General features: G+C 40.8%; 23 protein-coding genes. 16 read left to right on the forward strand and 7 right to left on the reverse strand.

All coding sequences use genetic code 11. From position 1 onward, the window contains the following. The first annotated feature begins 50 nt into the window (after positions 1 to 50). Genes CZ794_RS12145 through CZ794_RS12160 form a run of 4 tightly spaced genes read left to right on the forward strand, consistent with a single transcriptional unit; the run spans position 51 to position 5,053 of the window. Positions 51 to 2,258, forward strand: coding sequence for a glycosyltransferase family 2 protein (locus CZ794_RS12145; protein WP_179207311.1), 2,208 nt, complete (start codon positions 51 to 53; stop codon positions 2,256 to 2,258). Continuing rightward, on the forward strand, positions 2,259 to 3,914 hold the full coding sequence (locus CZ794_RS12150; RefSeq protein WP_087041864.1) for an AMP-binding protein: 1,656 nt from the start codon (positions 2,259 to 2,261) through the stop codon (positions 3,912 to 3,914). Then, on the forward strand, positions 3,911 to 4,159 hold the full coding sequence (locus tag CZ794_RS12155; protein WP_087041865.1) for an acyl carrier protein: 249 nt from the start codon (positions 3,911 to 3,913) through the stop codon (positions 4,157 to 4,159). Before CZ794_RS12150 ends, CZ794_RS12155 begins: the two co-directional genes overlap by 4 nt. 45 nt (positions 4,160 to 4,204) lie before the next feature. Then, on the forward strand, positions 4,205 to 5,053 hold the full coding sequence (locus CZ794_RS12160; protein ID WP_087041866.1) for a hypothetical protein: 849 nt from the start codon (positions 4,205 to 4,207) through the stop codon (positions 5,051 to 5,053). Position 5,054: 1 nt separating this feature from the next. Here the strand turns inward: CZ794_RS12160 and CZ794_RS12165 are convergent, their stop codons facing one another. The 5 genes from CZ794_RS12165 to CZ794_RS12185 all read right to left on the reverse strand — a co-directional run bounded on the left by CZ794_RS12165 (position 5,055) and on the right by CZ794_RS12185 (position 10,480). Further along, positions 5,055 to 5,915, reverse strand: coding sequence for a hypothetical protein (locus CZ794_RS12165; protein ID WP_087041867.1), 861 nt, complete (start codon positions 5,913 to 5,915; stop codon positions 5,055 to 5,057). A 144-nt stretch (positions 5,916 to 6,059) separates the two neighbouring features. Continuing rightward, a complete protein-coding gene (locus tag CZ794_RS12170; protein WP_087041868.1) occupies positions 6,060 to 7,094 on the reverse strand; it encodes an ATP-grasp fold amidoligase family protein in 1,035 nt (344 codons plus the stop codon). Positions 7,095 to 7,096: 2 nt separating this feature from the next. Next, positions 7,097 to 8,188: a glycosyltransferase family A protein gene (locus tag CZ794_RS12175; protein ID WP_087041869.1), complete on the reverse strand. Its 1,092-nt coding sequence runs from the start codon at positions 8,186 to 8,188 to the stop codon at positions 7,097 to 7,099. A gap of 3 nt (positions 8,189 to 8,191) precedes the next feature. Then, positions 8,192 to 9,451: a nucleotide sugar dehydrogenase gene (locus tag CZ794_RS12180; RefSeq protein ID WP_087041870.1), complete on the reverse strand. Its 1,260-nt coding sequence runs from the start codon at positions 9,449 to 9,451 to the stop codon at positions 8,192 to 8,194. Positions 9,452 to 9,493: 42 nt separating this feature from the next. Beyond that, positions 9,494 to 10,480, reverse strand: coding sequence for a hypothetical protein (locus CZ794_RS12185; RefSeq protein WP_087041871.1), 987 nt, complete (start codon positions 10,478 to 10,480; stop codon positions 9,494 to 9,496). 176 nt (positions 10,481 to 10,656) lie between these two features. Between CZ794_RS12185 and CZ794_RS12190 the strand changes: the two genes are divergently transcribed. Genes CZ794_RS12190 through CZ794_RS12200 form a run of 3 tightly spaced genes read left to right on the forward strand, consistent with a single transcriptional unit; the run spans position 10,657 to position 14,654 of the window. Next, a complete protein-coding gene (locus CZ794_RS12190; protein ID WP_087041872.1) occupies positions 10,657 to 11,541 on the forward strand; it encodes a UTP--glucose-1-phosphate uridylyltransferase in 885 nt (294 codons plus the stop codon). A gap of 3 nt (positions 11,542 to 11,544) precedes the next feature. Then, positions 11,545 to 13,218 carry a glucose-6-phosphate isomerase gene (gene pgi / locus CZ794_RS12195; protein WP_087041873.1) on the forward strand — a complete coding sequence of 558 codons (1,674 nt, stop codon included), beginning with the start codon at positions 11,545 to 11,547 and terminating at the stop codon, positions 13,216 to 13,218. Between the two features lie 35 nt (positions 13,219 to 13,253). Next, positions 13,254 to 14,654, forward strand: a complete 1,401-nt coding sequence (locus CZ794_RS12200; RefSeq protein WP_087041874.1) for a UDP-glucose/GDP-mannose dehydrogenase family protein — start codon at positions 13,254 to 13,256, stop codon at positions 14,652 to 14,654. 95 nt (positions 14,655 to 14,749) lie between these two features. On the opposite strand, the gene CZ794_RS12205 is transcribed toward CZ794_RS12200, so the two are convergent. Further along, positions 14,750 to 16,237, reverse strand: coding sequence for a phosphomannomutase (locus CZ794_RS12205; protein WP_087042186.1), 1,488 nt, complete (start codon positions 16,235 to 16,237; stop codon positions 14,750 to 14,752). Between the two features lie 193 nt (positions 16,238 to 16,430). On the opposite strand from CZ794_RS12205, the gene mazG reads away from it, so the two are divergent. From mazG to yjgA, 8 genes are all read left to right on the forward strand, one after another. Further along, on the forward strand, positions 16,431 to 17,294 hold the full coding sequence (mazG, locus tag CZ794_RS12210) for a nucleoside triphosphate pyrophosphohydrolase (RefSeq protein WP_087041875.1): 864 nt from the start codon (positions 16,431 to 16,433) through the stop codon (positions 17,292 to 17,294). Then, entirely contained in the window at positions 17,281 to 17,649 is a 369-nt protein-coding gene (locus tag CZ794_RS12215; protein WP_087041876.1) for a ComEA family DNA-binding protein, read from the forward strand. The genes mazG and CZ794_RS12215 overlap by 14 nt, the downstream gene beginning before the upstream one ends. A gap of 172 nt (positions 17,650 to 17,821) precedes the next feature. Next, positions 17,822 to 20,023 carry a polynucleotide adenylyltransferase PcnB gene (gene pcnB, locus CZ794_RS12220; protein ID WP_087041877.1) on the forward strand — a complete coding sequence of 734 codons (2,202 nt, stop codon included), beginning with the start codon at positions 17,822 to 17,824 and terminating at the stop codon, positions 20,021 to 20,023. Position 20,024: 1 nt separating this feature from the next. After that, positions 20,025 to 20,546: a 2-amino-4-hydroxy-6-hydroxymethyldihydropteridine diphosphokinase gene (gene folK, locus CZ794_RS12225; protein ID WP_087041878.1), complete on the forward strand. Its 522-nt coding sequence runs from the start codon at positions 20,025 to 20,027 to the stop codon at positions 20,544 to 20,546. 101 nt (positions 20,547 to 20,647) lie between these two features. Then, the gene (panB, locus tag CZ794_RS12230; RefSeq protein ID WP_087041879.1) at positions 20,648 to 21,448 is read left to right on the forward strand and encodes a 3-methyl-2-oxobutanoate hydroxymethyltransferase; all 801 of its coding nucleotides are present in this window, start codon (positions 20,648 to 20,650) and stop codon (positions 21,446 to 21,448) included. Between the two features lie 35 nt (positions 21,449 to 21,483). Then, positions 21,484 to 22,389, forward strand: a complete 906-nt coding sequence (gene panC, locus CZ794_RS12235) for a pantoate--beta-alanine ligase (protein WP_087041880.1) — start codon at positions 21,484 to 21,486, stop codon at positions 22,387 to 22,389. Between the two features lie 41 nt (positions 22,390 to 22,430). Beyond that, on the forward strand, positions 22,431 to 23,396 hold the full coding sequence (rapZ, locus tag CZ794_RS12240) for an RNase adapter RapZ (protein ID WP_087041881.1): 966 nt from the start codon (positions 22,431 to 22,433) through the stop codon (positions 23,394 to 23,396). 55 nt (positions 23,397 to 23,451) lie between these two features. Continuing rightward, positions 23,452 to 23,964, forward strand: a complete 513-nt coding sequence (yjgA, locus tag CZ794_RS12245) for a ribosome biogenesis factor YjgA (RefSeq protein WP_087041882.1) — start codon at positions 23,452 to 23,454, stop codon at positions 23,962 to 23,964. A 183-nt stretch (positions 23,965 to 24,147) separates the two neighbouring features. Here the strand turns inward: yjgA and CZ794_RS12250 are convergent, their stop codons facing one another. Beyond that, a complete protein-coding gene (locus CZ794_RS12250) occupies positions 24,148 to 24,768 on the reverse strand; it encodes a thiol:disulfide interchange protein DsbA/DsbL (RefSeq protein WP_087041883.1) in 621 nt (206 codons plus the stop codon). A gap of 359 nt (positions 24,769 to 25,127) precedes the next feature. Between CZ794_RS12250 and ubiG the strand changes: the two genes are divergently transcribed. Further along, the gene (gene ubiG, locus CZ794_RS12255; RefSeq protein ID WP_087041884.1) at positions 25,128 to 25,976 is read left to right on the forward strand and encodes a bifunctional 2-polyprenyl-6-hydroxyphenol methylase/3-demethylubiquinol 3-O-methyltransferase UbiG; all 849 of its coding nucleotides are present in this window, start codon (positions 25,128 to 25,130) and stop codon (positions 25,974 to 25,976) included. The last annotated feature ends 37 nt before the right edge of the window (positions 25,977 to 26,013 follow it).

Here is a 26,013-nt window from a genome sequence, read left to right on the forward strand (position 1 = left end):
CCCTACAATGGGGTGTCTTTTTTTTGTTTAGCTACATGGGATTAACAGTTATGTCAGATGCTCAGAATGAAATCAGTAACCTTAAAAATATGCTTATTGAGTTGAGCCAGCGAGTAGAAGATGCCGCAATTAATTCTGAAAGAAATATTCATAGAAATGTCTTCGATGACGAAAACGATTCTGAACAATATTTAAATCTCAGTGAGTTAAGACAAGATCTAGAAGAAGCAAATTCTAGGAATCAAATATTGAACCAAGAAATAGCATCCTTGAAGATAGATAAAACAAACTTAGAGTATGAAAATAACAAGAATATTAAGAAAAAAGACTATTATGCAAAGCAGATGGAACAGCATGAAAAAAGGAATAGGAAGCTTTTTGAACTATATTCAGCAGATAAGGAAGAGCTTTTTAATTATAAGTTACTAACTGAAAAACTGAGACAAGAAATAGTTAGTTTGGAAAATAATATTGATAAACAAGAACAACGCTATGAGAATCTGAAAAATCAGTTATCATATAAACTCGGCAGCAGATTAATTGGCCTAAAAAAATCAAAAGATTTATTAAAATTACCAAAAAATTTATTGGACGACTATGTTTCTGTTAAGTCCAAAGTTAATAACTCGTCTGCTTTATCACTTATAGAGCAGACGGTGCCTTTAGCCTCGCAACCAATTTATAACAACAACAGAGAATATACAATTTTCAATAAAAGTGCGACTTTGCCACTTAAAAGTAATCCCAGTACTGTTATTTTCGATCAAGGCTTTAAAGGTTCTTTAGATTTGCAGTTATATGGTGTAAAACCTTCTGCAACTGTTGAGATTGAGCTAACTATTCGTGCATATCAAAGTGACTCTATTTTCAGAATAATGCCAGACCTAAAGCATGTGCATCATCTTCCTGCTAACGAAGCTATGACAATTCCCATTACGGTCAGTGATGATCAAGCCCATCAGTTCATGCAAATAATGAGTTCCAACGGAGCTATTGAAGTTTCTTTTAGAAAAAAACGTGGTGTTCCTTCTTTTATACATCTCCTACAGGTAGGGCATCATAATAATATTATTTTAGATAGTAATAGCATGAACGACAGCAATAAGGCTATTTCTAATGAGAAAATAATTCCTAAGCCTAAGAAGAAAAGTTCACTATTTAGAGAAGCATTAGATATACAAAAGCAATTTGATTTCAATATTGCACGATTATTTTTAGAAAAATACACTCCTGAAGATCAAAAAAGTACGATCAATATTTTTTATGCAAATAATGAATTAGCGAATCAAACAAGATGGTTGAGTTATATAAATACATACATTAAGGATCATGGTATGCAACCTATCGAGTTGAAAGACAACGAAAAAGAGAAATTTTATCGTATTCATAGTCCAGCAAGCTATAAAGTCGAGGATGGGACAAAGATATCTGTCATCATGCCAGCGTACAATGCTGAGAAGACAATTGAACTCTCTATGAAATCGATTTTAAATCAGACTTGGCAAAATTTAGAGTTGATTGTTATTAATGACTGTAGTGCTGATCGCACATCTGAGATTATTAAAAAGATAGCTTTAACTGACTCAAGAGTCAAATTTATAGATAACCCATGTAATGTGGGTGCATATGTTTCTAAAAATTTAGGTCTCATAATCGCTAAAGGCGATTATATTACTGGACATGACGCCGATGATTGGGCATATCCGCAGCGTCTTGAACAACATATGAAACTTATAAGATCAGAAGTTACACCGCCTCGTGCTAGTAATACACGTATGATCAGGATGGAAGAAAGTGGGTATCTACCGTTGTATCCATTTGGTGCTTTCTGTCATGATGGAGTTATGAGAGTGGCTTCTATTACTTGTATGTTTGAAGTCAATTTCTTACGCAATACACTAGGAGGATGGGACTGTTCTCGTTTCGGTGCCGATAGCGAAATTATAAGCCGCTGTAAAATGGTCATTGGTGATGAGTTTAAAAACTATAAATCATTAAGTATGATTTGTTTAGATGAACCTACTAGCTTAACCAACCACCCGATTCATGGTGTTTCAAAATCTACAGGTATATCACCCTCTAGAAAATTTTACAAAGAACAATGGACCGAGTGGCATAAGAACCTTCAAATTTCTAATGTCTATTTAGAATTTCCTCATCTAGATAGAAAGTTTGCTTTACCTCAGGGAACAGAAATTCCAGAAGAAAATATAATAGAGGCTATTAATAATTTAGAATATAGAGTTGGGAGCAAATAAATGCAAAATTTATATAGTCATATTCAAACTCATGCGAATAACACGCCCAATAAAACAGCTATTGTTTTTAAAGATGTCTCTGTTAGTTATGAACAATTTGATAAATTTACGCAGAAAGTTCGAGCGTGGATTAACGAACAAAGTATAGAGAAAGGGCGTATAGGCTTAATATTTCTACCTCAGACACCTCAGGCAATCATGTGGTTTTTTGGATTAATGTCGGCTGGCATAATTCCTTCATTTATGCCGCTACCAAGCCACAAACAAGATGTAAAAAAATACTGGGAAAGCCATCAACAATTAATTGAGTTAACAAACCCATCATTAATTATTACGACAGATGAGTGGCTGTCTTCTTTTGATAAGATTACAGAAAAAATCGAATGTACTGTATATGATAATAATGTGTTATCTTCTTATATATCGAATGAAACTGTTCATGATACTACTTATCAAGTTGCGTTCTTGCAGCACAGCTCAGGTACTACAGGTCTGAAGAAAGGGGTTGCCCTATCTCATGAAGCTGTAATGGATCAGATTGAGTCGTATTCTACTTCCTTATCTGCTACTTCTGAAGATGTTATTGTTTCTTGGTTACCGATATATCATGATATGGGATTGATTGCTTGTACTATCATGCCGTTGATATTAGGACAAACGATTATATTACTAGATCCATTTGAATGGGTAAGTAAACCTATAAGTCTATTACAAGCCATTACTGAGTATAGAGGAACATTAGTTTGGCTGCCAAACTTTAGTTTTGAACATTTACGTCGAACTGTCAAAACCAAGAAGTTTGAGGGTTTAGATCTTTCTACAGTGCGAGCTTTCGTAAACTGTTCTGAACCTTGTAAAGCAGAAACCTTTGATAGGTTTTTCAATCATTTCCAAGACATTGGTGCTACACAAGAAAAGTTGCAAGTATGTTATGCAATGGCTGAAACGGTATATGCAGTAACTCAGACAGAAGTTGGTAAGGTTGTAAACAAGATCTGGGTGGATGAACAAGCATTGTTAGAGAGTAAAGTATTGCTAACTAGCCGTGGTAATGGTTCACAATTACTTAGTTGTGGAAAAGTAATAGAAGGTTGCCAAGTAAAAATATTGAATCCAGACTCTTCTGAGTTAGTAAGTTCAGATTGTGTAGGAGAGATAGTAATTTCTGGTAAATTCTTGTTTGATGGCTATTATCATCGTCCTGAAAAAACCAAAGAAGTATTTGATGGCTCATGTTATCGGACCCGTGATTTGGGATTTATACATGATGATGAACTTTATGTCCTAGGACGAAGAGATGATTTAATCATTAGTAACGGCAGAAACTATTTTGCGCATGAAATCGAAAGAATTGTTAATGATTTACCTAATATCAAACCAGGTCGTAATATTGCGCTAGGGGTATATAGCGAACAAATAGGTAGTAATGAAATCTATCTGGTTCAAGAAAGAACAAAAGAAGAATTAACTGATGAAAAACTTGATAAACAGTTAATTAAAGTAATGCGTCAAGCAGTTCAGGACGAAATAGGTTTATTATTACGTGATGTGATTTTAGTAGAGCCTTCATGGTTACATAAAAGTAGTAGTGGTAAAATAAGTCGAGAATTGAATAAAAGTAAATTACTAGAATTTTTAAATAAGGACAAACTATGACTCATGAAAAAATTATGAAGTTAGTCGCAAATACTATTGAAGAAACATTTATGGTTGATGCAACTGAAGTGACAAGAGATACTGTCGCTATAGATATATCAGGTTGGGATTCACTTTCTCACACTATTTTATTATCGAATATTGAAGATCAATTAGATCAAACTTTGGATTTAGAAGAGTTGGATTTTAAAAATGTTGGTGACTTAGTCGATTTTATAATCAAACAAGTAAATAGTAGCCTTTAGATCATATTTTATACGTACAAGTATTAAAATTCTAAGAGAAGATATATGGCAAAAATTATACATGATGAATTTAATTGCATTGATAGAATCGCTTTAACAGATGATCCAGTAAGTGATTTTAGTGTGGTAATGCAAGGTATTCAGTTAGATTGTCGTTTGAATCAGAAAGTAAAAAATGACTATTTGATAGTGACTCCTAATGGAGCAGTTGATAGGACAAAAGTTGAACTACCTGCCTTTGCGCGTTGGAACTGGCACGGGATTTTCAATAGTAATATACTTGCTATTTCAGACCCTACATTACATTTTGATCAGAATATACCAATAGGTTGGTTTGCTGGTACCAAGTACCAAAATGTTGCTGCATTTGTTGCAGATGTTGTAGTTAAAGTGGCATCTTTACTAGATATTCCACCTAATAAAATAGTTTTTTGGGGAAGTTCTGCTGGGGGGTTTGCAAGTATATCGCTTGCCTCAGAAATTGACGGCGCTTGCTTTGTCAGTGCAAATGGTCAAACAGACATTTTGAATTATTATGCAGGACATATTGAACATTTCAGAAGAGTGTTTGATCCTAATTTCTCGGCTGAAAGTTTAGCAAGTAAATATCCTGAAAAATGGTCTGCAATTACGGCATTACAAAACTCTTACGATGCTATGAAATCAACACATGGCGTTATTGTTCAAAATATTGTCGATGCTAAGCATTATAATGAACATTATATACCGTTTTGTAATCACTTTCATTTACCAATAGAAGGTGGAAGTGTTGAAAAACTAAACTTACATAGTTTATTATTTTCTCATGAGAAAGGGCATGGGCCTGAACCTGCAGAGATAGCAAAACAGGTCGTTGAAGAATATCTACCAAAACTCTTAGGTGAAAATAAGTAGATTATCTTGACTTGACGGTATCAATTACCGCTTTACCCCAACCTGTATATGGATTAAATATAGGTTGGCTTTTATCGAATTCAATTGACTGACTGCTTTCCCATATCAATACCCCATCAGCGTTTAGACTCTTTAGATAGTCTAAACGCTTTTTCATATCGCTTTCAGAGAGCTGTTTGATAACAAAACCTTTCGGATTATCTGTTCGTCGCTTCACCTTATAGATTGGTGAGAGATAAGGAATAATCTTGTGGGTATTACTATATTTTTTTGTTTCTTCAAATGCAAAATCAGCTGATATCTTCCATTTTTCAAAATCCTCTCCATCGTAGTTATATAATACTGGGCTTAATACGGTAGTCAAAGAAGCAATATTGGCATATTTTTCATTCAGTTTACTATACTTAGATCGCTGAAAATTACTGCCAACAGTGTTCTGAGGTAGTAAGCCATAAACTCCTACAAGATTATTACCATTATTTTTGTGATATAAGTTTAGGGTTTTCTCGACTGTAGGTAGTATGGTTTCGGGCTTAATTTTATTACCAATTTCTATATCAAATGATATTAAAGCATCCGAGTTTCCCCTCGATAATTTTGCTACTTTTTCGATCTTAACAGGATCTGGTTTATCTTGGGTAAACATGCCTTTTGGATAGATAACAAAAGCTTTTTTAGTGCCATACTGTGTGAGGTAATCATCTAAATTCTTGGTTTGATGTAACTCACCTTTCTCTAAGTAGTATTTCCACGGAACAAATGTGTATACATCGAAACAATAAACCTTAGAGCTAACCATTAACAATATAAATACAGCTGTAAATTTATTTAAGTGAAAAGTAGAGCACGTATATTTATTCATAATAATACCTTTGATAATTGGTATTCTTGTTTGCTTTCAGAAGGACTTAGCCATTAAGCAGATAGGTTATGTATATTTCTAATATAATAAAATTTTTTCAATTAACGGCAATTATATTTTTTACCAAGCTATAAGTCGATGAATTTATACCTGATAAAACCTCAGATAATTAGAGAAGATACTACCCTTTAATAAATCTTGAAATAACCTTGCTTCTGCTTCACTAAACAGCTGACCTAATTGCTTGTCTAATTCTGGACTATATTCTGGGAAATAACGTCCAGGATGTGGTGTCAACTCTCCTAAGTAGTAGCCATCTACACCTTTATAAAAATCGATGCGCATAAATGGAGCAGGAATGTTCAGAGATATTTTTTTAGCATACTCTATGACTTGGGATTCAAACCCTGTTCCTTCGAACCATGGTTGGCTGCGACGTTCGCTCTCAAGGATATCACCTTTCTCGTTGTACCAGCACTGATAGGCTTTATCGGCTCTTTTTATTTCTAATACGGCTCCGATTTCTCCATAATAAGCATATACTTTTATATCATGAGCTGCTTTTCCATCACGGTTCAATATGAGCGTTTCAGTCTGCCATGATCCTTGAATTTTTCTACGAGCTATCTCTGCTTTGAATGCTTCCAAGCTTGTAAAAGTATCGTTTGTTTTGACTTCTACTATGTTCTCACTATTAAAATAGAAGAAAACGTTTCTAGATGAGCTATCAAATGAGGGTTTAATGACGATAGATTCAGTAAATTCAATATTCTCAAACTTACATTCACTTTGAATCAATTGTGGCGTAGGGATATCTAAAGACTGCGCAAACTCCTGATCTGTCTTTTTGTTATTATTCCAAGGAGAAATATTACAGTCTATAGCACTTAAATGCTGTTTAAAGCGCATATACTCTATTTGTTTGGCAACATGAGAGTATGAGGAAGGTAGAGACATATAGGGTGCTATATATGTTTGTCTAATCTCTTTAGAAGGAATGACTTTATATACAAGCTCCAATGCTTCTACGTACTCTTGACTATTATAACCATATTGGAAGGCAATGTTGTTTAACATTAGGCGGATAGATTGTTGATTATTATCAAGTTGTTTAATATTTATCTTAAGCTGGGCCAGAGTGTTATTATAAATTTTTGACTGTGTCGTTGAGTCCGGCATAGTTATACTAAATCCCTTAGTGGTGAATACCCATATTTGTTAAAACCAGAATCTTTTGCAGTGGTTAGAGATCTATTTCTTAATAGTCCAACAGCCAGAGGAAGCTTAATATAGCTAATAGAGCTTTTTCCATATTTTAATAGAAGAGCGTTAAGTAGTCTCTTATCTGATTCAATTCTATATCTATCATCAAACCCGCCTATCTCTTCTAATTTATCTCTACGAATCATCATTGAAGAGATATTTAGCCTCAAAAGTGGATAGTTCTGTCGACAGCTAGGTAAGCCTGTTTTTTCCTCGACTCTGAAAAAATTTGAAAAATTCGCTACAGTATTACTATTCTGTAATAAATCTTGTAATTGGATAGATACACGTTCTGGGTGTGACCAATCATCTGAATCTTGAAATGTTACAAATTGGCCAGAAGATTGTGATATACCAACATTTCTAGCATAGTAAGTACCATTATTTTTATTCAGCTCAATGAGTTTAATGGTTGGATACTTCTTGATTATTTCTACGGTATTATCAGTACTGGCATCATCTACAACGATAACTTCAATATTATTGGCTGTTTGATTTAGTAGAGAGTCTATACAGTTTTCTACAAACTTTGCAGAGTTGTAAGTAGTAACGATAATACTAACTGTCTGATTATTTTTAATTTTTTTTAATTTTTTATGATTATTGCCGATAGTAAGTTTATTGTATTTAACTAAACTGATAGGCTGTAGCCCGTATTGACGATAAAATCTATAAACGAATATTTTTGCCAGCCATGGCTTATGTCTCATCAAAGCAGTTTTTATAGAGACAAGAGTATCTGCGTGGCTATAAAGACGTAGGGAAGGAGTATCGCCTGAAGCCATTCTTAAAGTATCTTTGAATGGTCTAGGAATATCATTTCTTTGGTTGCATAATTTTAAAGTGGTTTCAGGATAGACATAGCCTATTCTATATAAAAACGTAAGCGCCTCTCTTCTTTCCAAATTAATAATAACACTATTCTGTAGCAGACTCTCAATTAAAGAGTCTGCGTTATCATATTGCTGAGTTTGAACATAGTGTTCAAACTCTTTCAAAATTTCATTCATGTACTATAAACGCCAGTCAGGGTTCACTAATGCGCCTTTAACATCAATGACTACTTTAGGTTGAGTACAAAAGCTATCAATTTCGTCGTCTTCACCAACGAATTCTGAGTGGTTAACTGCGACGATAACAGCATCGAAACTGTTTTCTTCAATATCTTTATAATCTACATGCTCAACATTTAAGTGATTCCAATCTTCTTCAGCAACCCAAGGATCGGAATAAGTCATTTTTACGCCATATTTTTCGAGTTCAATACCAATATCTGTAACTTTGGTGTTTCTTACGTCAGGACAGTTTTCCTTGAAGGTAACTCCTAAGAGTAGAATACGAGCATCTTTAATATTTTTTCCGTATGAGATAAGCTTCTTGATGGTTTGTTCAGCAACAAATTTACTCATAGAATTGTTGATGGCACGAGAAGTTAAAATCAAATTAGGGTTGAGTCCCAAAGATGATGCTTTATGAGCCAGATAATAAGGGTCTACACCAATACAATGTCCACCTACTAGACCAGGCATAAGCTTAATAAAATTCCACTTAGTAGCGGCAGCCTCAATTACTTCATGAGTATCAATACCAACTTCGTTAAAAATTAGAGCGAGTTCATTTATCAGAGCGATGTTGACATCACGCTGAGTGTTTTCAATAACTTTAGAGGCTTCAGCTACTTTTATCGAAGAAGCTTTAAAGGTGCCAGCAGTGATAACTGAGCCATAAAGTTCATCTACCACATCTGTGTAGTAAGCGTTTGAACCTGACGTTACTTTCAAAATATTTTCCACAGTGCGCAGCTTGTCACCTGGATTAATACGTTCTGGAGAGTAGCCTACGCCGAAATCCTCATTCAACTTTAAACCAGATTCTTCTAATTCTGGAATACAGACTTCTTCTGTAGCACCTGGATATACTGTGGATTCATATATAACAATGTCATCTTTCTTGAGAATTTTACTCAGCATTTGTGACGCTTTAACCAATGGAGATAAATCTGGTAAGTTATTATCATCAATTGGTGTTGGTACAGTAATGACAAAGACGTTCGCTGTAGATAAATCATTGGTATCAGAAGTGAAGGTAAGGCGAGAGGTATTCTGTAAGTATTCGCTAGTTACTTCGCGAGTTTTATCAATGTTATTGGACAATTCATTGATACGGGTTGTATTTATATCGAAGCCTATAACGTCATATTTTTTTGCAAACGCACAAGCTAAAGGTAAACCTACATAACCCAACCCTATGATTGCAATTTTTTTGGAGTTCATTGAATGGCCTTTTGATATGAATTAATTAAATAGTAATGAATATTAAATAGTGACTGTAAAATCATAGGCATAATAGCAGATATAAAATAACTGAGGAAGTGACGGTGTGTTTGATTTTCTATCACTAGTACTTAAGCCTTTGTAAAAAGGTTTTCCTAATACTGTAACTGCTTTACCTCTCAGCAAGGCCTCAAACCCGCCAAGAGACGTAATCGTATAGACATGATCTATAGTCTCCAAAGCATCGACCAAATGAATAGGCTGTGTCAAAATAAGACAGTTTAGCTCATTCAAAGTACTGGTAATAGATAAGTCATTTAGGGTCATTGGATGTGGTTTGACGATGATTTGTGCTTCAGGGTTTTCGTCAATGGCCTTATTAACGACATCTAGTAGAGTAACACCAATACCGCCACCATATTTTAATGAGTCATCATATGGCACTTGACCTAAGACTAAGATGCGTTTTCTGTTCTTAATACCATATATTGGGGCGACATCGACATAAGGTTGATGATTATATTTGCTCACACGCTTTGACACATAATAATCAAGCATCTCCTGTGCTAACGTTTCATCATAGCCATCCTGCTCGAAGTCAAAATTAGCAATCAGGTCGGTGAGATCGTTGGGACGAGTGGTATCAAAATATGGTGCCTGGCTATCCATCACAATAGATAATGGTGGCGCGCTACTATCATCATTAGGACCTGAACGGATAAAACCATCTTCTAAAAAGAAGACATCGAGGTCTTGCTCACGTATATAATCAATGAAAAAATCAGGCGCTTTGTAACCCCAAATATATACAACAGGATTTACGCGTTTGATAAAAGGTTTGAGCCATTGTTGAAAATAGTTCTCATCAAAATGGCGCTGTATTTGTATGTGCGACGATTCTAATATCCAATTTCCAACGTTATCTTTCCATGGCAACATGCCGATAACCAAAGCCAAGCGCTGGTGCGGTTGCCAGTAGTGTCTGCAATAACCTGATAATAGAGGTAGAATATAAGAGTTGAAGTTCATAGTAGGCTTAATGAGCTAATTTAGTAACAGACAACCGAAGACACATAAATGATATACCCAGAGAATACATCTAAGTTATACACTTGGGTTACTTAAAGTTTATTGAGTTATAATTCTCTAATGATACTTTATAATCACCTGAACTTCACTGATCTCACTCACACAGCCCAAATAATATGAAAAAAATAACCCACGCTGTCATCCCCGTCGCAGGTTTTGGTACGCGCATGCTGCCTCTATCCAAATCAGTGCCAAAAGAGTTATTGCCTTTAGGCAATCGCCCTGCGATTCATTATGTCGTCGAAGAGGCCATTGCCGCTGGTATTAAGCACATTGTTTTGGTTGGTCACGCACAAAAGAGCGCGATCGAAAACTATTTTGATATCAATGCTGAGCTTGACACTCAATTGCGTCATAAAGGCAAGAATGAGCTGGCAGATAGCTTAAATTGGTTGCCAGCTGACGTAACAGTGTCGATGATACGCCAAGGTAAGGCATTGGGCTTGGGCCATGCAGTATTGGCGGCGCGCCCTATCATTGGTGAGCATGATTTTGCGGTATTATTGCCTGATGTGGTGCTCGATCCTTTTACCACCGATATGTCTACTGACAATTTAGCGTTTATGCTTGATGCGTTTGCTAAAGACAATCATTCACAGATACTTGTAAATACAGTGGCCGATGAAGATGTCCATAAGTATGGCATTGCGCAATTAAATGAAGGGCACAGTGGTAATAGTAAAGTAGGTGATAAAGCGAATGTGAATACTAGCTTTGGGGTTGCAGGGTTTGTAGAAAAACCTAGTTTAGCAGAAGCACCTTCAAAACTTGCCGTCGTAGGTCGCTATGTATTTAGCAATAAAATCTTCGATTATTTGGCGAATACGACTGCCTCAGTGGGTGGTGAGATACAGCTAACCGATGCCATCGATGCACTGATTAGTGAGTATGGGGTTAATGTGACGACCATGCGCGGCGATAGTTACGACGCAGGCGACATGCGCTCTTACATGCAAGCATTTATCTATTTTGCCGAGCAGCAATTAGCAGATGATGAATAGCTGATGGCAGAGATTAGCAAGGATAGAGCGTATAGCAGTGCTCGACATTCTACCTACTGGCAACAACTACAAATGTTGGCCACGCAAGAATGGTCACTGTCTACGCTATTTGCGCAAGACGCTGACCGTGCCGCACACTTCAGTACGCAAGCTGGTGCACTGTATATGGATTACAGTAAACAATGCATCGACGATCAAGTACTGATAAACCTCTTAAAACTGGCAAAAAGCTGCGAGTTATCCGCTCGAATTGATGCGCTTATGCAAGGCGCTATGGTCAATACCAGTGAGCAACGTGCAGCCTTACATACAGCGCTGCGTCTACCGTCTACCTCAACCTTACAGATGGATGAACAGAATGTCGTAGCAGATGTGCATCATAGCTTAGCCCAAGTCGCAAAATTGTCAGAGCGAGTTCGTCAAGGAACGTGGCGCGGGTTTTCAGGCAAAGCCATTACTGATGTGGTCAATATTGGCGTCGGTGGCTCTGATTTGGGTCCGCTGATGGCGACAACAGCGCTGGATGAATGGTCAGATACAGAGATTGAAGTACACTTCGTTTCGAACATGGATGGCACTCAGCTTGATAATCTACTAAAGCATTTAAATCCTGAAACGACTTTATTTATTATCTCGTCCAAGTCTTTTAGTACTGTTGATACTTTATCAAATGCGAAGACCGCATTATCTTGGTTACTTGCTACTGCCACGCTGCGCGCTGGTACTGAAGACAGTGTGCTTCGTCGGCATTTTATTGGTATTTCAGCCAATAGTGACAAGATGAATGCATGGGGCATCCATCCCGAGCATCAGTTACAGCTGTGGGAGTGGGTGGGTGGTCGCTTTTCTTTATGGTCAGCGATTGGGTTGGCGATTGCCATTCGTATTGGTATGTCTCAGTTTCAGGCGCTCTTAAGCGGTGCTCATAGTATGGATGCGCATTTTGCCGAAGCGGATTTTGCCGAAAATTTGCCCGTACTATTGGGTTTGCTGGCAGTTTGGAACAGTACTTTTTTACGAGTAAATGCCCATACGGTATTGCCTTACGATGGTCGTTTAATTTATTTACCAAGTTACTTAACCCAGCTTGAGATGGAGAGTAATGGTAAATCGGTAACTCAGCATGGCGACCGTATTGATTATAATACCTGTCCAATTTTATGGGGCGAGATTGGCTCGAATGCCCAGCATGCGTTTTATCAGTTGCTTCATCAAGGTACTCAGCAAGTCTCTTGTGACTTTATCGCCTGTGTGCGCCGCTATAGTACCGAGGTAAAAAACGCTTCATTACAGCAGCAGCACGAATTGTCTTTGGCCAATTGTTTGGCACAAAGCCGAGTCCTAGCCTTTGGTAATACAGCCGTTGCAAATATCGCGGGTACCAAAGCGGATGTTGAAACGGACAAATACAAGTATTACCGAGGCAATCAGCCTTCAACCACAGTATTAATTGATGAGCTGACCCCGCATAGCTTGGGAGCTTTGATTGCCCTTTATGAGCACAAAGTGTATGTCATGGCCAGTATCTGGGACATCAATCCATTTGACCAGTGGGGCGTTGAGATGGGTAAGCAAATGGCAGAGTCTGTACATGCTGCTATGGAGCAGGGCGTAGGAGGGCAGTTTGATACCTCAACTGACCAATTGCTACAGCACATTAAACAGCTATCTCAATAACTGCCAATACTCCAATCATGCTATAGGGCATTCTTATGAGCACTGACGTAAGTCATAACTATCATTATCAGTATGAACCCAATCTATTTAATAAAGCTGATGTTTGTGTGCTCATCGGTCATAGTATTGAAGCCATCACCAGTGCGGTCGTGCTGGCAAGTTTGGGGCAACGCATTCATTTGTATGCAGATTTGGATATATTGTCACAGAATTTACATCAGTACGGCTTTGAGCATCATTTACAAGCACTGTGGCAAATGTATGAGCAGCAGCAAATGATTGTGAGCCAAGCACTACCAAGTAGTGCTGATACGCTTATACAAGGCTATGAAAAACCCAGCTGTGCTGATAGTGATGAGATTAATAACAATCATGATCATGCTGGGCCGCCAGTCGCCGCGCTATACTGGTTGTTTTTAAACAGTATGAGAACGAGCTGGACAGAAGCTCACTGGATCACCGCCTTCAATCAAAGCAATCGCCAAGCATTGCCTTTGATCATGAGTGGCATTGAGCAATTGGGAGAGATGTCAGCGCTCGCTCAACGTTTGCAGCGGGCTTGGGTGTATTATGTGCCTTTCGTTTTTTTAAAAGATGGAGATGCCTACAACTCGATGTTGAACCCATCCTTATGGCTGCTTGGTGAAAAAACGGCCAACAGTAGCAATCACTTACAAGTACTAAAGCCTTTGATGCAGCAGGCACGCGCCACGCATCATGCTGATATCGCAACGATAGAGTTTGCACGTAGTAGCATTATGGCAATGCTCGCGACAAGGGTGAGCTTTATGAATGAGATGTCACGCTTAGCAGACAGCCAACAGGTTGATATCAAGCAGGTGAGCCATATCATGGGGCTAGATGAGCGGGTGGGTAGTAGTTATCTGCAAGCGGGCTGGGGGTTCGGTGGTAATACGTTACCAGCAGAGTTGTCTAGGCTACAGCAGTCGAGTCAGGCACACAGTTTGGAGATGCCTTTATTAGAGTCTATTATTCATATCAATGAAGATCAAAAAGAGCTGATATTTCGCAAGTTTTGGCAGTATTTTGATGGATTTATCGATAATAAAACTGTGATGATTTGGGGCGGAAGTTACAAGTCTGGTTCTGGACGTACGGCAGGCTCAGCCATTCATCCATTATTAGACTTATTATGGTCTTATAATATTCGCACCCTTATTTATAGCGACAAAGCTCAACCAGAACTTGTCTCACTTTATAATCAGCAGCCTTTATTTGAATTGATTGCTAGCCCTTATCATCAGATGAGTGAAGCTCAGGCAGTTTTTATCATTAGCTGGTCACCTCGAGACGAGCTAGATATTGCCAAAATCAATCAGCAAGCCATGCCTGTATTTGATGCACAAAATGCCCTGACACGCACCCAAATTCAGCAGTTGGTGGGCGATTATAGAGGTATTGGTCGCTCCAACTAACCGTTTTATTTGAATGTTGTTTTCATAAAAAAAGGCTCACTAATACGTATTAGTAAGCCTTTTTTATCTTTAATATACATGGTCTTTTAATAATCTTAAGCTGGTACGGCACCTTGCAGTGCCAACCATTGCTGGATTTCTTGCATCTTGGTCGCCAACAATGCCGCATCACCGCGACTTTCAATGTTTAAGCGGATGAGGGGTTCGGTGTTGGACGCTCGTAAGTTAAAACGCCATTCACCAAAGTTGAGGCTTAAACCATCGAGGGTAGATTTGCTTGGTTTTTGAGTGCTAAATTTTTCTTCAATTGCTCGAATAATGGTTGGCGCATCGTGAGTGGTGAGGTTAAAATTTTGCTCGCCTGAGCTGGGATACGACTGAATGTAGCCTGTGACCAATTCGGACAAAGTCTTACCCGTGATAGATAACAGCTCAATGGTCAATAGCCATGGGATCATGCCGCTATCGCAATAGAAAAAATCGCGAAAATAATGATGCGCCGACATCTCGCCACCATAGACAGCGCCAGAGTCACGCATCACTTGCTTGATAAAAGAGTGACCAGACTTACTGATCACGGCTGTGCCACTATGCTGTTCTATCACCGCTTCAGTGTTATATATCACGCGCGGGTCGTAGACGATGGCTTCGTTTGGGTATTTGTTTAAAAATGCTTGCGCCAGCATACCCACTACATAGCTGCCATCGATAAACTCGCCATTTTCGTCAAATAAGAAGCAGCGATCAAAGTCACCATCAAAGGCAATACCAAGATCGGCTTGGTTTGTTAACACTGCTTGTTGAGTTGCGACTCTATTGGCCTCAATCATTGGATTGGGTATGCCATTTGGAAAGCTACCATCGGGCGTATGATGCAGCTTGATGACTTCGATTGGCGCACCTGCTTGAATCAGCTGATCAACCAATAAGTCAACCACAGGGCCTGCACTGCCATTGCCTGAATTGATCACCAATTTTAGTGGTTTGAGATTATTGATATCGATAAAAGTCATCACATGGTTGATATAAGCGCTTTTATCGGTTAATAATTGCAATTTACCTGATGAGATGCTGGTGGAAAACGCTCCTGATTCGGCCAATGCTTGAATCTCTGCCAAACCGTCATCCGCGCTGATGGGTTTTGACTGATCTTTCACCAATTTTAAGCCATTATAATTAATCGGGTTATGACTGGCGGTCACTTCAATACCACCCAGCGCCTGATAATGACTGGTAGCAAAATAGACTTCTTCTGTCCCTGTCATACCCAAGTCGATCACATCAACGCCAGCATCTAGCATACCTTTTATAGCAGCTTGTTTGAGTTGCTCACTTGAATGGCGGATGTCACTACCGATGACAATAGCAGGCTGTAGTGTTGCCATGTCGCTACTATGACTATTAGATACGGCGTGATAACGCTGATATAAAATCTGTGCAAAAGCGCGTCCAATACGATAAGCGATGTCTTCATCAAGCGTGACACCAAGCTCGCCACGAATATCATAAGCCTTAAATGAATTGATCGTTATAGGATTAAATTCAGTTGCTGGTTCGTAGCTGGTGGTCGCAGAAGTGGACATAGTCATAAAATTCCTTGCGCGGGAGCAGTGGTAGAATGAAGAAGTAAGAGACACAATGATAAGTCAATCCGTATTCAATGATACACTAACATCGGTGCATGTCCTCAATCAATCGAGAGTTATCTGACAGGATTAAAAATAAGGACATGCACGAATAACCTGAATAAACGTTAAGCATATAAGAGCCTCCTTTATGACAACTTTAAACCATAAAATCGTAGCGCCAACACCAGTACAAGGTACGCCAGATGCCAGTGGGCAACTTGAGGATCTTTTGGCACTCATGGCAAGATTGCGGGCCGACTGTCCTTGGGATAAAAAGCAAACCAATCACAGCTTGATTCCTTATGCGATTGAAGAAGCTTATGAGTTGGGCGAGGCTGTACAAAGCGAGGACGATGAAGACATCAAAGGGGAACTTGGGGACGTGCTGCTACAAGTGGTTTTTCACTGCCAGATGTATGCCGAGCAAGGGCGCTTCGATATGAGTGATGTCATTACTACCTTGCAAGAGAAGCTGGTCCGACGTCACCCCCACGTCTTTGAAGCCGAAACGCTCAAAGATGATGCAGCTGTCAAAGAGCGCTGGGATGAGATTAAGGCTGAGGAAAATCAGGCACGCGAAGCACGTGGTAAACCACCGCGCCGTTTAGATGCCATCAAAGCAGGCAGTGCCTTGATACAGGCTCAAGACGTACAAAAACAAGCATCAAAACTTGGGTTTGACTGGGACGGTATTCGTGGAGCCTTTGACAAGCTGGATGAAGAAATCGATGAGCTAAAGGCTGAGCTGACCAACAAATCCAAGGCGGAGATTAAGGCCAATATTAGTGACATAGAAAAAGAGCTTGGCGACTGTATGTTTGCGCTGGTCAATGTGGCGCGCAAGCTCAATCTGGATGCTGAGACAGCAACGCTCACGTGTGTGCATAAGTTTAAATCGCGCTTCGGTTATATCGAAGCGCAGTTGGCAGCGGTAGGCAAACGCTTAGAGGACAGCGATATCACAGAAATGGATGCACTATGGGAGGCGGCCAAACACCATGAACGCTTATAGCAAAAACTCGTTTATAGGTTGGATAGTCCGCGCTGGTGGCTGTGTATTATTGAGCATGATTATGCTCAGTAACGCCATTGCAGCCCCTTGTTTTAAAGACCCACAACGCGCTTATGAGTATTTATTGGCACAAGAAAAATCAGCCATTCAAGCTCGTGATCAAAAAATAATTGATATCAATCGCGCTAATGAAGGTGAGCTTACGTCTCTTCATGGTATTGGTAGCAGCAAGGCACAAGCCATTATTTTGTACCGCGATATGTTTGGTAATTTCAAAACCGTGGATGAGTTGGCAAACGTCAAAGGGATTGGTGCAAAAACCATTGAGAAAAATCGAGCGCGTTTGAGAGTATAGAAGACAGCACCATATTTTGGATTAATTAACCCCAATATTGACAAAATAGCACGTAAGTAGACGTCATAACACACCTACCACTCACAAAATTTGTTAAACTAGTGGGTACATCCGCCTGATAAACGCTTCGTTTGTCAAGGGTGGTTAAAGAATACCGGCGAGGAGTAGATGCATGGCCGAGCGTGCCGCCAAGCAGTTAGAACTGAATAAATCTGAATTACCCAATTCCATTACTGAAGTGATTGCGACATTGACCCGAGCTGGGTTTGATGCCTATATCGTTGGTGGTGGTGTGCGCGATACCTTATTAGGCCTGCGTCCAAAAGACTTTGACGCTGTGACTGATGCCAAGCCGCATGAAATCAAAGATGTATTTGGTAAGCGTTGCCGCATTATTGGTCGTCGTTTTCAATTGGCTCATGTGTACTCAGGACGAGAGTTGATTGAAGTGGCAACTTTCCGTGGTCCACCAACAAGTGACGCCAATACCAATCGAGATGGTATGATTTTGCGTGACAATGTGTGGGGCGACATCAAGCAAGATTTTTCTCGCCGTGATTTTTCTATCAATGCACTATATTATCAGCCGCTCAAAGGCATCGTCCACGATTTTTGCGGGGCGCTTGAGGATATTGATAACAGAATTATTCGCCTATTGGGTGATGCGCCCGTGCGTATTGAAGAAGACCCAGTACGATTGTTGCGTGCCTTACGGTTTAAGGCCAAACTGGGTTTTGAATTTGACGACGCGTTGGCTGCGCAATTTCATGATGGTAATTGGACCTTACTTGAGCAAATATCACCGCACCGTCTCTATGATGAGACGCAAAAAATGTTTACGGGTGGCTATTTGGTGCCTTTGCTGCCGTTGTTGTTTGAGTCAGGGGCGATCGATAGCTTAATTATTTATCCACCCTCTGAGCCAAGTGCGCTGGTCAAACAAGTAGCGATCAATACCGACAAACGTATTGCCGCGGGCAAAAGTATCAATCCAGCCTTTTTCTATGCGGCGCTTTTGTGGGAAAACTATCTGCATCAATTGGCAAAAGCCAAAAAGCGTAATATGCCGTTTGCTGAAGCGCAGATGCATGCTGCTGGTAAAGTCATTGACCGTCAACGCATCAAAACGGCCATTCCTAAATTTGCTGAGCAGTTCATTCGTGATATCTGGATCTTGCAGCCAAAGCTTGCCGCGCCCCGTAGCAAACAAATTGTGCAGCTCTCTGAGCATCCACGTTTCCGAGCAGGTTTTGACTTTTTATTACTGCGTGAGCAGTGCGGTGATGCAGAGCATCCGTTGTCAGAATCAACCAATGAGATGGGTGAGTGGTGGCAGACTTATCAAACGCTATCTGAAAGAGACCAACAGCAGGCTATTGATGCATTCGATGAAAATATTCGTCGCGGCGCTTATAAGCAAGGTCAACGTGGTCGCGGACGCAATCGTCAAAAGCCTGAGTCAAATAGCGTTGACGCCTCGGCTACCAACCAACAAAATACCAAGCATAGTAAAGCCAATGGCAATACTGAAACGGGTATGAATGAGCAAACCATGGTAAATGATCCAGCAAATATTCCCTCACGCCGCCGCCGTGCTGCTAGCCAAGCATCATCGACCAAGCAATCTGATGGTCATCGTGATAAAGGTCAGGATACGCAGCAAGCAAAACAAGACAGCAGTGAGCTTGCGCAGTTACAGCAATTGTCTCTTGCCAGTAATACCGATCAAGCAGCCAAGCGTCATCGTGCTAGCCCTAAGCCGCTGTTTGTTATAGAACACGGAGCAGTGGTGCCGCCCCTAAAGAAACAGCTGGCAAGTGATAAAAAATCGAGCCCTGTCACCGCAACCACAGTAACAGTGCAGAAAAAAGCAGTCGCTGACAAAGCGCTGACTGAGAAAGCACCGCAACCCAAAACCGAGCAGGCTGAGGTCAAGAACACACCTACTAAAGCTGCCGCTAGCGTGACTCGCTCGATTGCAACGTCGCCTGCATTGGTCAGTATGAATAATGAGCCGATACCTTATAAGCGCCGTCGCCGTCAGCCCAGTGTTGATAGTGCAAATAGTGTCGAGTTGCAAAGCAAGGGTGATAAAGAGCAGTCAACAGCAAAGTATGCGAGAAAAGCACCTAAGTCAGTAGCAAAATCAGTGAATGAAGGCGGTACTACAGACGCAAAAACTGTAGAGCGTGAAGTGACAAAGAAAGCGGCTACACCAGCGAAGGCTAAAAAATCCGTTAAAGCAACCACGGCAAAGACTGAGCAAGTTAAGCAAGTTGCTAGTAATCAAGCCCCTGCTGCTAAAGCGACCGATGATAAAGGCCCTGTGCCATCAAAACGCCGTCGCCGTCAGCCTAGTACTGAAAGTGCCTGATATGGATAACAGTGCAAATGATAGTCACTGGGTTACCTGTTATGTAGGCTTAGGAAGCAATCTAGCCAATGACTTAGGTTCACCAGTCGAGCATTTACAGCAAGCCCTTATTAACGTGCAAGACCATGAAAAGATACGTGACGTTAGCATGTCTTCTTTTTATGCGTCAGCGCCTATGGGACCACAAGATCAGCCAGACTTTATTAATGCGGTTGCTGGGTTTGAGACAGTCATGACGCCTTTTGAGCTGCTTACATTCTGTCAGCACTTAGAAGAGATGGCTAAGCGGGCGCGGCTACGACGTTGGGGTGAGCGCAGTTTAGATGTTGATATTCTACTGTATGGCGACTTACAAATGACAGATTCTCAGCTGACCATACCGCATGCAGGCCTGCCAGAACGCAATTTTGTCTTGATTCCCCTGAAAGAGTTAGCGCCAGATTTAAAAATTTCTGGAATACCAATACAGGATTATCCGCAAAGTGCGGACTGGACAGGTCTAACGCGTTTATCCAATAGTTAAGAGTAGTGAAGGTTTTACTGGCTATCAAAAATAGTTAGAAATGTTTATGCAAAAATTTATACATCAGTGGTTGATTGATAATTAAAAATATTGAGGATCATATGACAACGCTATCTACTTTAAACAAGTTTAAAAAAGAGGGTACTAAGTTTACTTGCTTGACGTGCTATGACTCGATGTTTGCCAGAATGATGGATAATGCGCAAATTGACACCATTTTGATTGGTGATAGCTTGGGTATGGTGGTACAAGGTCACGACTCTACGTTGCCTGTGACGGTTGAGGATATGGTTTATCATACTGCCAATATTGCACGTAGTAATAAACACGCCCTAATATTGGCTGATCTGCCATTTATGAGTTATGTGACATTGCCAGAGGCAGTGGCTAATAGTCGGCAGCTGATGCAAGCAGGCGCGCATGTGATCAAGATAGAGGGCGGTAGTGAGCTTTGCGATCTTATCACGACCTTAGCGCAAGCTGGGACACCCACTTGTGTCCATTTGGGTTTGACACCGCAATCAGTCAACGTTTTTGGTGGCTATAAAATCCAAGGACGCGGTGACGCCGCGGCTGATAAAGTACTGGCTGATGCAAAAGCAGTGGTTGCTGCAGGGGCAGCGCTACTTGTCTTAGAATGTGTACCAGCAGCACTTGCCAAGACCATAACAGAAGCCGTCGACGTGCCAGTGATTGGTATAGGGGCTGGCGCCGCGACTGATGGGCAAGTATTGGTCATGCATGACATGCTAGGTATGGTACATGGCCGTGCCCCGCGTTTTGTACATGATTTTTTGACCGATGAGCGCAATAGTGCACACAGTATCGAAGGCGCTTTTGCCCTCTACCAGCAGTCAGTACGTGCAGGGGTTTTTCCAGCTGAACAGCACCAATTTAGCTAATTTGTCCAAAATTTGGAATAGAAGACGACTGAACCATGCCCATTATTCATCATCACATATCAGCGTTGCGTGCCGCCCTACAGCCTTATCGTGACCAGCAAAACATCACGCAAAATAGTTTGCCGCGTATTGCCTTAGTACCCACGATGGGCAATCTGCATGAAGGCCATCTTGAATTAGTCAGAATTGCAAAACAACACGCTGACATCGTGGTCGTCAGTATTTTTGTGAATCCTACGCAGTTTGGAGAAGGGGAAGATTTTGATAGCTATCCTCGTACATTAGATGAGGATGTGGCCAAGCTTACTACTGTCGATGCAGACTTTGTTTTTGCGCCTAGCGTTGATGAGATGTACCCAGTCTTGCCACCGCCTACCTCTGTCTGTGCAGGGGCAATTACAGCTCAGCTATGTGGTCAATCGCGTCTTGGACATTTCGATGGTGTTGGCATTGTGGTTTCCAAACTGTTCAACATTGTACAACCTGATATTGCTGTTTTTGGACAAAAAGACTATCAACAATTGGCCATCATCAAGCAATTGGTACGCGACCTAAGCTATCCTATTGAGATTATAGGGGCACCTATTGTCCGTGCGGATGATGGGCTGGCATTATCTTCACGTAACCAATATCTTAGTGTCAGTGAGCGGCAGATCGCTCCTGTATTGCATCAAGAGTTACGACGTTTGGCACATCAATTGACCAGTAATGAGCTGAGTCAGCAAGAAGCGGATTCATTATTGGCGCAAACACAGACGCGTATGAATGAGGCGGGCTTCACGGTTGATTATTTAGAAATCAAAACCGATGAGTTGAATACTATGACTGGGTCTGTAGCCTTTAATACAGAAAACAAAAACTTCATCATTTTGGTTGCTGCTTGGCTGGGACGTGCACGCTTATTGGACAACCAACTAGTAACGGTTAATCGATCGTTATGACAGAGTAACCTGCAAATGCAATGGACTAGGGTAGACAGATCATGGATTTAAGTCAGGATAAAAGTAACGATCATTCTGAGCAGGCAGCGCGCAAAACGGCTACTGATAAGCTCAGTATTTTAGTTGTCTCAGGCCTGTCAGGATCAGGTAAAACCTCAGTGTTGAATATCCTAGAAGATTTGGGCTATTACTCTATTGATAACCTACCTTTATCTTTGCTTGCGAATGCCACGCATAAATTGATCAATGAAAGTGGGATTCGCCGTATTGCACTGGGTGTTGACATTCGAACGCCTCGTGCCGATTTGTCCAATTTTGCAGAGATGCACGAGTCCTTAAAGGCTGAATATGGTGAGCAAGCCGTAAACGTGGTGTATGTGACGGCTCAAGAGACCGCACTGGTAGCCCGTTTTAATGCAACTCGCCGTGTCCATCCGCTCATGTCTCAGGACGTCAATGAGGAGCATGCAAAGTACGTCGCGTTTAATCTACCAGCCGCGATTAAGCGAGAGATTGAGCTACTAGAACCAATTGCAGATCACGCTGATATAAGAATCGATACAAGTGATCTCAACATTCATCAGTTGAAAGATCTTTTACGTGAATACATCGGTATGGACAACCAGATTGTCGTCAATTTGTTGTCCTTTGGCTTTAAGTATGGCAGTCCTATTGATGCAGACTTTGTGTTTGATGTAAGGATTTTGCCAAATCCGCATTGGAATCCAGAGCTACGCACGGCAACAGGTCTTGACGCTGAAGTGGCTACCTTTTTTGCTGATTGTCCTGAAGTGGCCGAGATGACCAATGACATTGCTGGGTTTTTAACCCGCTGGTTGCCAGAGTTTTTACACAACAATCGCCACACAGTAACAGTGGCCATTGGCTGTACTGGCGGTAAGCATCGCTCCGTGTTTATTACGGATAACTTGCAACGTCGCCTTGCTGCTACTATGCCAGAAGGCATCAAAGTATTGGCGAAGCACCGTGAAAAGCATCGTTGGTAGCGGCCGCTTTATTAAAGATTATTAATTTTTTTATTCATTATTTTGGAAAGTGTTTATGATTGACTGGTCAGAACAGGACATGCGTGTCTCGCGCACAGAACTTAAAAAAGCTCATGAGCGCTTGCAAGAGTTGTCTATACCGCTTGCCAGCTTGTCGAAAAAGCAGCTAAAAACCCTGCCAGCCAGTGATTATTTTATGGCAGAGTTGATGGCACTGGCTGATATTACCAGCGCCAATGCTCGTAATCGCCAGACCAAGCGTGTCGGTAAGCTTATTAGCGAAGAAAATCGCCATGAGCTAGTCAAAGCCTTGTTTAATGCGGTGTTCCCTAAAGAGCAAATATCAAAGATAGAAAGCTGGGCTGATCGCTTGAATATCAATGATGAAGGCACGCTAAAACAGTTTGTCAAACAGTACAAAGCTTCTGAGCACAACAGCATGTATCAATTACTGCTATGGATTGAGTATGCTAAGCACACACAAGACGATGAGCTGATGGCTGAGTCTAAAGAGGATTTGGCCAGCTATATTCGTGAAGTGGCGATCTTGTCGCAGTTGAAAAAATAAAGATTAAGCAAAATGGTTATAACATTTGGCAATCTGGTTTGATACTTACTTTGATAGAGCGCCATTAGGTATTAAAAAAAGCCAATCAATGAATGATTGGCTTTTTTATGGATGGCTTTCTTTGTAAGCTGATAGATAAGTTAACAGTCACTCATGCATGATCTATCAGCAAAACACGCTATATTATTTCTTTTCGGCACGTACTTTATCTACCAAGAAGTCGACCACTTTAGGAACGGTCGCATCTTCACCAGTCACAACATATTTACCTTGTACGACAACAGCTGGTACGCCAGAAAGCTGATAGCGCTTAGCACCAGCTTGTGAGCGACCAATTTTTGTACCAACCGCAAATGAGTTATAAAGACTGTTGAATTTCTTTTCATCAACCCCTTTTGAGCCATACCATTTGCTCAAAGACGCTTGATCGAATAGCTTTTTGCCATCTTTATGAATCGCATCAAACAAGGCACTATGGGTTTTGTTTTCAAACCCTAAAAGCTGTGCGGCATAAAAACCACGAGCATTGGCTTCCCATACGGGGTTAAGCGCTGCTGGGGTTTTTAGAAAAACCACGTCTTTATCTTTGGTTTTCGCCCATTTTTCCATATGCGGGTCAAGTACATTACAATGCGGGCAACCATACCAGAAAAATTCACGAACAATGATAGCATCACCGCTGATTTTTTCTGGGTTGTCTATCACGCGATAGTCTTTTCCAGCGACGTAGTTGGCAGCTTGTGCCCCCATAGTAGCAAATCCAACGGCCATAGCCAGACCAGTCAGTGTAATGACACGTTTCATACTTTATCCTTGAGGTGTGAAAACTTAGGTTTGTTTGAATATCGGTTTGTTTGAATATCGACAGATAGATGGCTTTAAGTACATAAACGATATAGCGTCAAGTATAATCTAGCCATAGTAGCGTATCGACTATGATAACGTAAAACGCGTGTGCTTGTGAATCCGAATCTTAACTAACAGTTGTAAAGCTGTCATTTATTATTTAAGGTACATTGCTTACAAACGTTTGCATTGGTTAAAACTGCTCACAATCAGTGACGATGTACTTACGACAAAGTCGCCTGTCTCATGCTAATATTGAGCGCATAATCGTACAATCTCAACAACAATAATGATAACGACAATACAGGAAAACCGTTATGGGTTCAGCTATTCCTTCTTCAAATGAGCACGCAGATAGCAGTCTCAATGACATATCAACCAGTACTATCAATGTAGACCCTAGTGAAGTAGAAAAGTTCAATAAATTGGCTGGTGAATGGTGGAGCCATACGGGTGCTTTTGCCACCTTACATGAGATCAACCCGTTACGTTTGAACTGGATCGAAGAAAACGTCAAGCATGGTTATCAAAACAAAGATACTGCGAAAAACACTGAAACGCCTCAAGGTCTGAACAAAACGGCTGAGACAGGGCTTGAAGGTAAAAAAGTGCTGGATGTCGGTTGTGGCGGTGGCATATTGTCAGAATCGATGGCACGTCGCGGTGCGGACGTCACAGGAATTGATCTGGGTACCGAAAATTTAAAGGCGGCCGCGCTGCATGCCGAGCAAAGCGGCTTAGAAAATACCTTACGTTACCAGCATATTCCAGTAGAAGACTTAGCAAAAACGCATGCAGGCCAGTTCGATGTGGTGACTTGTATGGAGATGCTGGAGCATGTGCCAAACCCAAGCTCGATTGTGCAGGCATGTTTTGAATTACTGGCGCCAGGCGGTGTGTGCGTACTATCAACGATCAACCGCAATCCTAAATCGTACTTGTTTGCCATCGTTGGCGCAGAGTATGTGCTGCGCTTACTTGATCGCGGTACACATGACTATGCCAAATTCATTACCCCAGCTGAGCTTGATAAGATGGCAATCAATACCGGCTTTACGCGCCAAGACATCATTGGTTTGCACTATAATCCATTGACCAAACGCTACTGGCTGGCACAAAACGTTGATGTCAATTATATGATTGCCGTACAAAAACCCGTTGCTTAAGCGGTGCTTAGTGGTTTTATGACCTCCTGTTTTACTC

Source organism: Psychrobacter sp. JB385 (genome assembly GCF_900163785.1).
Taxonomy (GTDB): Bacteria; Pseudomonadota; Gammaproteobacteria; order Pseudomonadales; family Moraxellaceae; genus Psychrobacter.

Bases quoted from the DNA above. Each gene is read 5' to 3' on its own strand.
- CZ794_RS12145 (WP_179207311.1), top strand. From the start codon at position 51: ATGTCAGATGCTCAGAATGAAATCAGTAACCTTAAAAATATGCTTATT.
- CZ794_RS12150 (WP_087041864.1), top strand. From the start codon at position 2,259: ATGCAAAATTTATATAGTCATATTCAAACTCATGCGAATAACACGCCC.
- CZ794_RS12155 (WP_087041865.1), top strand. From the start codon at position 3,911: ATGACTCATGAAAAAATTATGAAGTTAGTCGCAAATACTATTGAAGAA.
- CZ794_RS12160 (WP_087041866.1), top strand. From the start codon at position 4,205: ATGGCAAAAATTATACATGATGAATTTAATTGCATTGATAGAATCGCT.
- CZ794_RS12165 (WP_087041867.1), bottom strand. From the start codon at position 5,915: ATGAATAAATATACGTGCTCTACTTTTCACTTAAATAAATTTACAGCT.
- CZ794_RS12170 (WP_087041868.1), bottom strand. From the start codon at position 7,094: ATGCCGGACTCAACGACACAGTCAAAAATTTATAATAACACTCTGGCC.
- CZ794_RS12175 (WP_087041869.1), bottom strand. From the start codon at position 8,188: ATGAATGAAATTTTGAAAGAGTTTGAACACTATGTTCAAACTCAGCAA.
- CZ794_RS12180 (WP_087041870.1), bottom strand. From the start codon at position 9,451: ATGAACTCCAAAAAAATTGCAATCATAGGGTTGGGTTATGTAGGTTTA.
- CZ794_RS12185 (WP_087041871.1), bottom strand. From the start codon at position 10,480: ATGAACTTCAACTCTTATATTCTACCTCTATTATCAGGTTATTGCAGA.
- CZ794_RS12190 (WP_087041872.1), top strand. From the start codon at position 10,657: ATGAAAAAAATAACCCACGCTGTCATCCCCGTCGCAGGTTTTGGTACG.
- pgi (WP_087041873.1), top strand. From the start codon at position 11,545: ATGGCAGAGATTAGCAAGGATAGAGCGTATAGCAGTGCTCGACATTCT.
- CZ794_RS12200 (WP_087041874.1), top strand. From the start codon at position 13,254: ATGAGCACTGACGTAAGTCATAACTATCATTATCAGTATGAACCCAAT.
- CZ794_RS12205 (WP_087042186.1), bottom strand. From the start codon at position 16,237: ATGTCCACTTCTGCGACCACCAGCTACGAACCAGCAACTGAATTTAAT.
- mazG (WP_087041875.1), top strand. From the start codon at position 16,431: ATGACAACTTTAAACCATAAAATCGTAGCGCCAACACCAGTACAAGGT.
- CZ794_RS12215 (WP_087041876.1), top strand. From the start codon at position 17,281: ATGAACGCTTATAGCAAAAACTCGTTTATAGGTTGGATAGTCCGCGCT.
- pcnB (WP_087041877.1), top strand. From the start codon at position 17,822: ATGGCCGAGCGTGCCGCCAAGCAGTTAGAACTGAATAAATCTGAATTA.
- folK (WP_087041878.1), top strand. From the start codon at position 20,025: ATGGATAACAGTGCAAATGATAGTCACTGGGTTACCTGTTATGTAGGC.
- panB (WP_087041879.1), top strand. From the start codon at position 20,648: ATGACAACGCTATCTACTTTAAACAAGTTTAAAAAAGAGGGTACTAAG.
- panC (WP_087041880.1), top strand. From the start codon at position 21,484: ATGCCCATTATTCATCATCACATATCAGCGTTGCGTGCCGCCCTACAG.
- rapZ (WP_087041881.1), top strand. From the start codon at position 22,431: ATGGATTTAAGTCAGGATAAAAGTAACGATCATTCTGAGCAGGCAGCG.
- yjgA (WP_087041882.1), top strand. From the start codon at position 23,452: ATGATTGACTGGTCAGAACAGGACATGCGTGTCTCGCGCACAGAACTT.
- CZ794_RS12250 (WP_087041883.1), bottom strand. From the start codon at position 24,768: ATGAAACGTGTCATTACACTGACTGGTCTGGCTATGGCCGTTGGATTT.
- ubiG (WP_087041884.1), top strand. From the start codon at position 25,128: ATGGGTTCAGCTATTCCTTCTTCAAATGAGCACGCAGATAGCAGTCTC.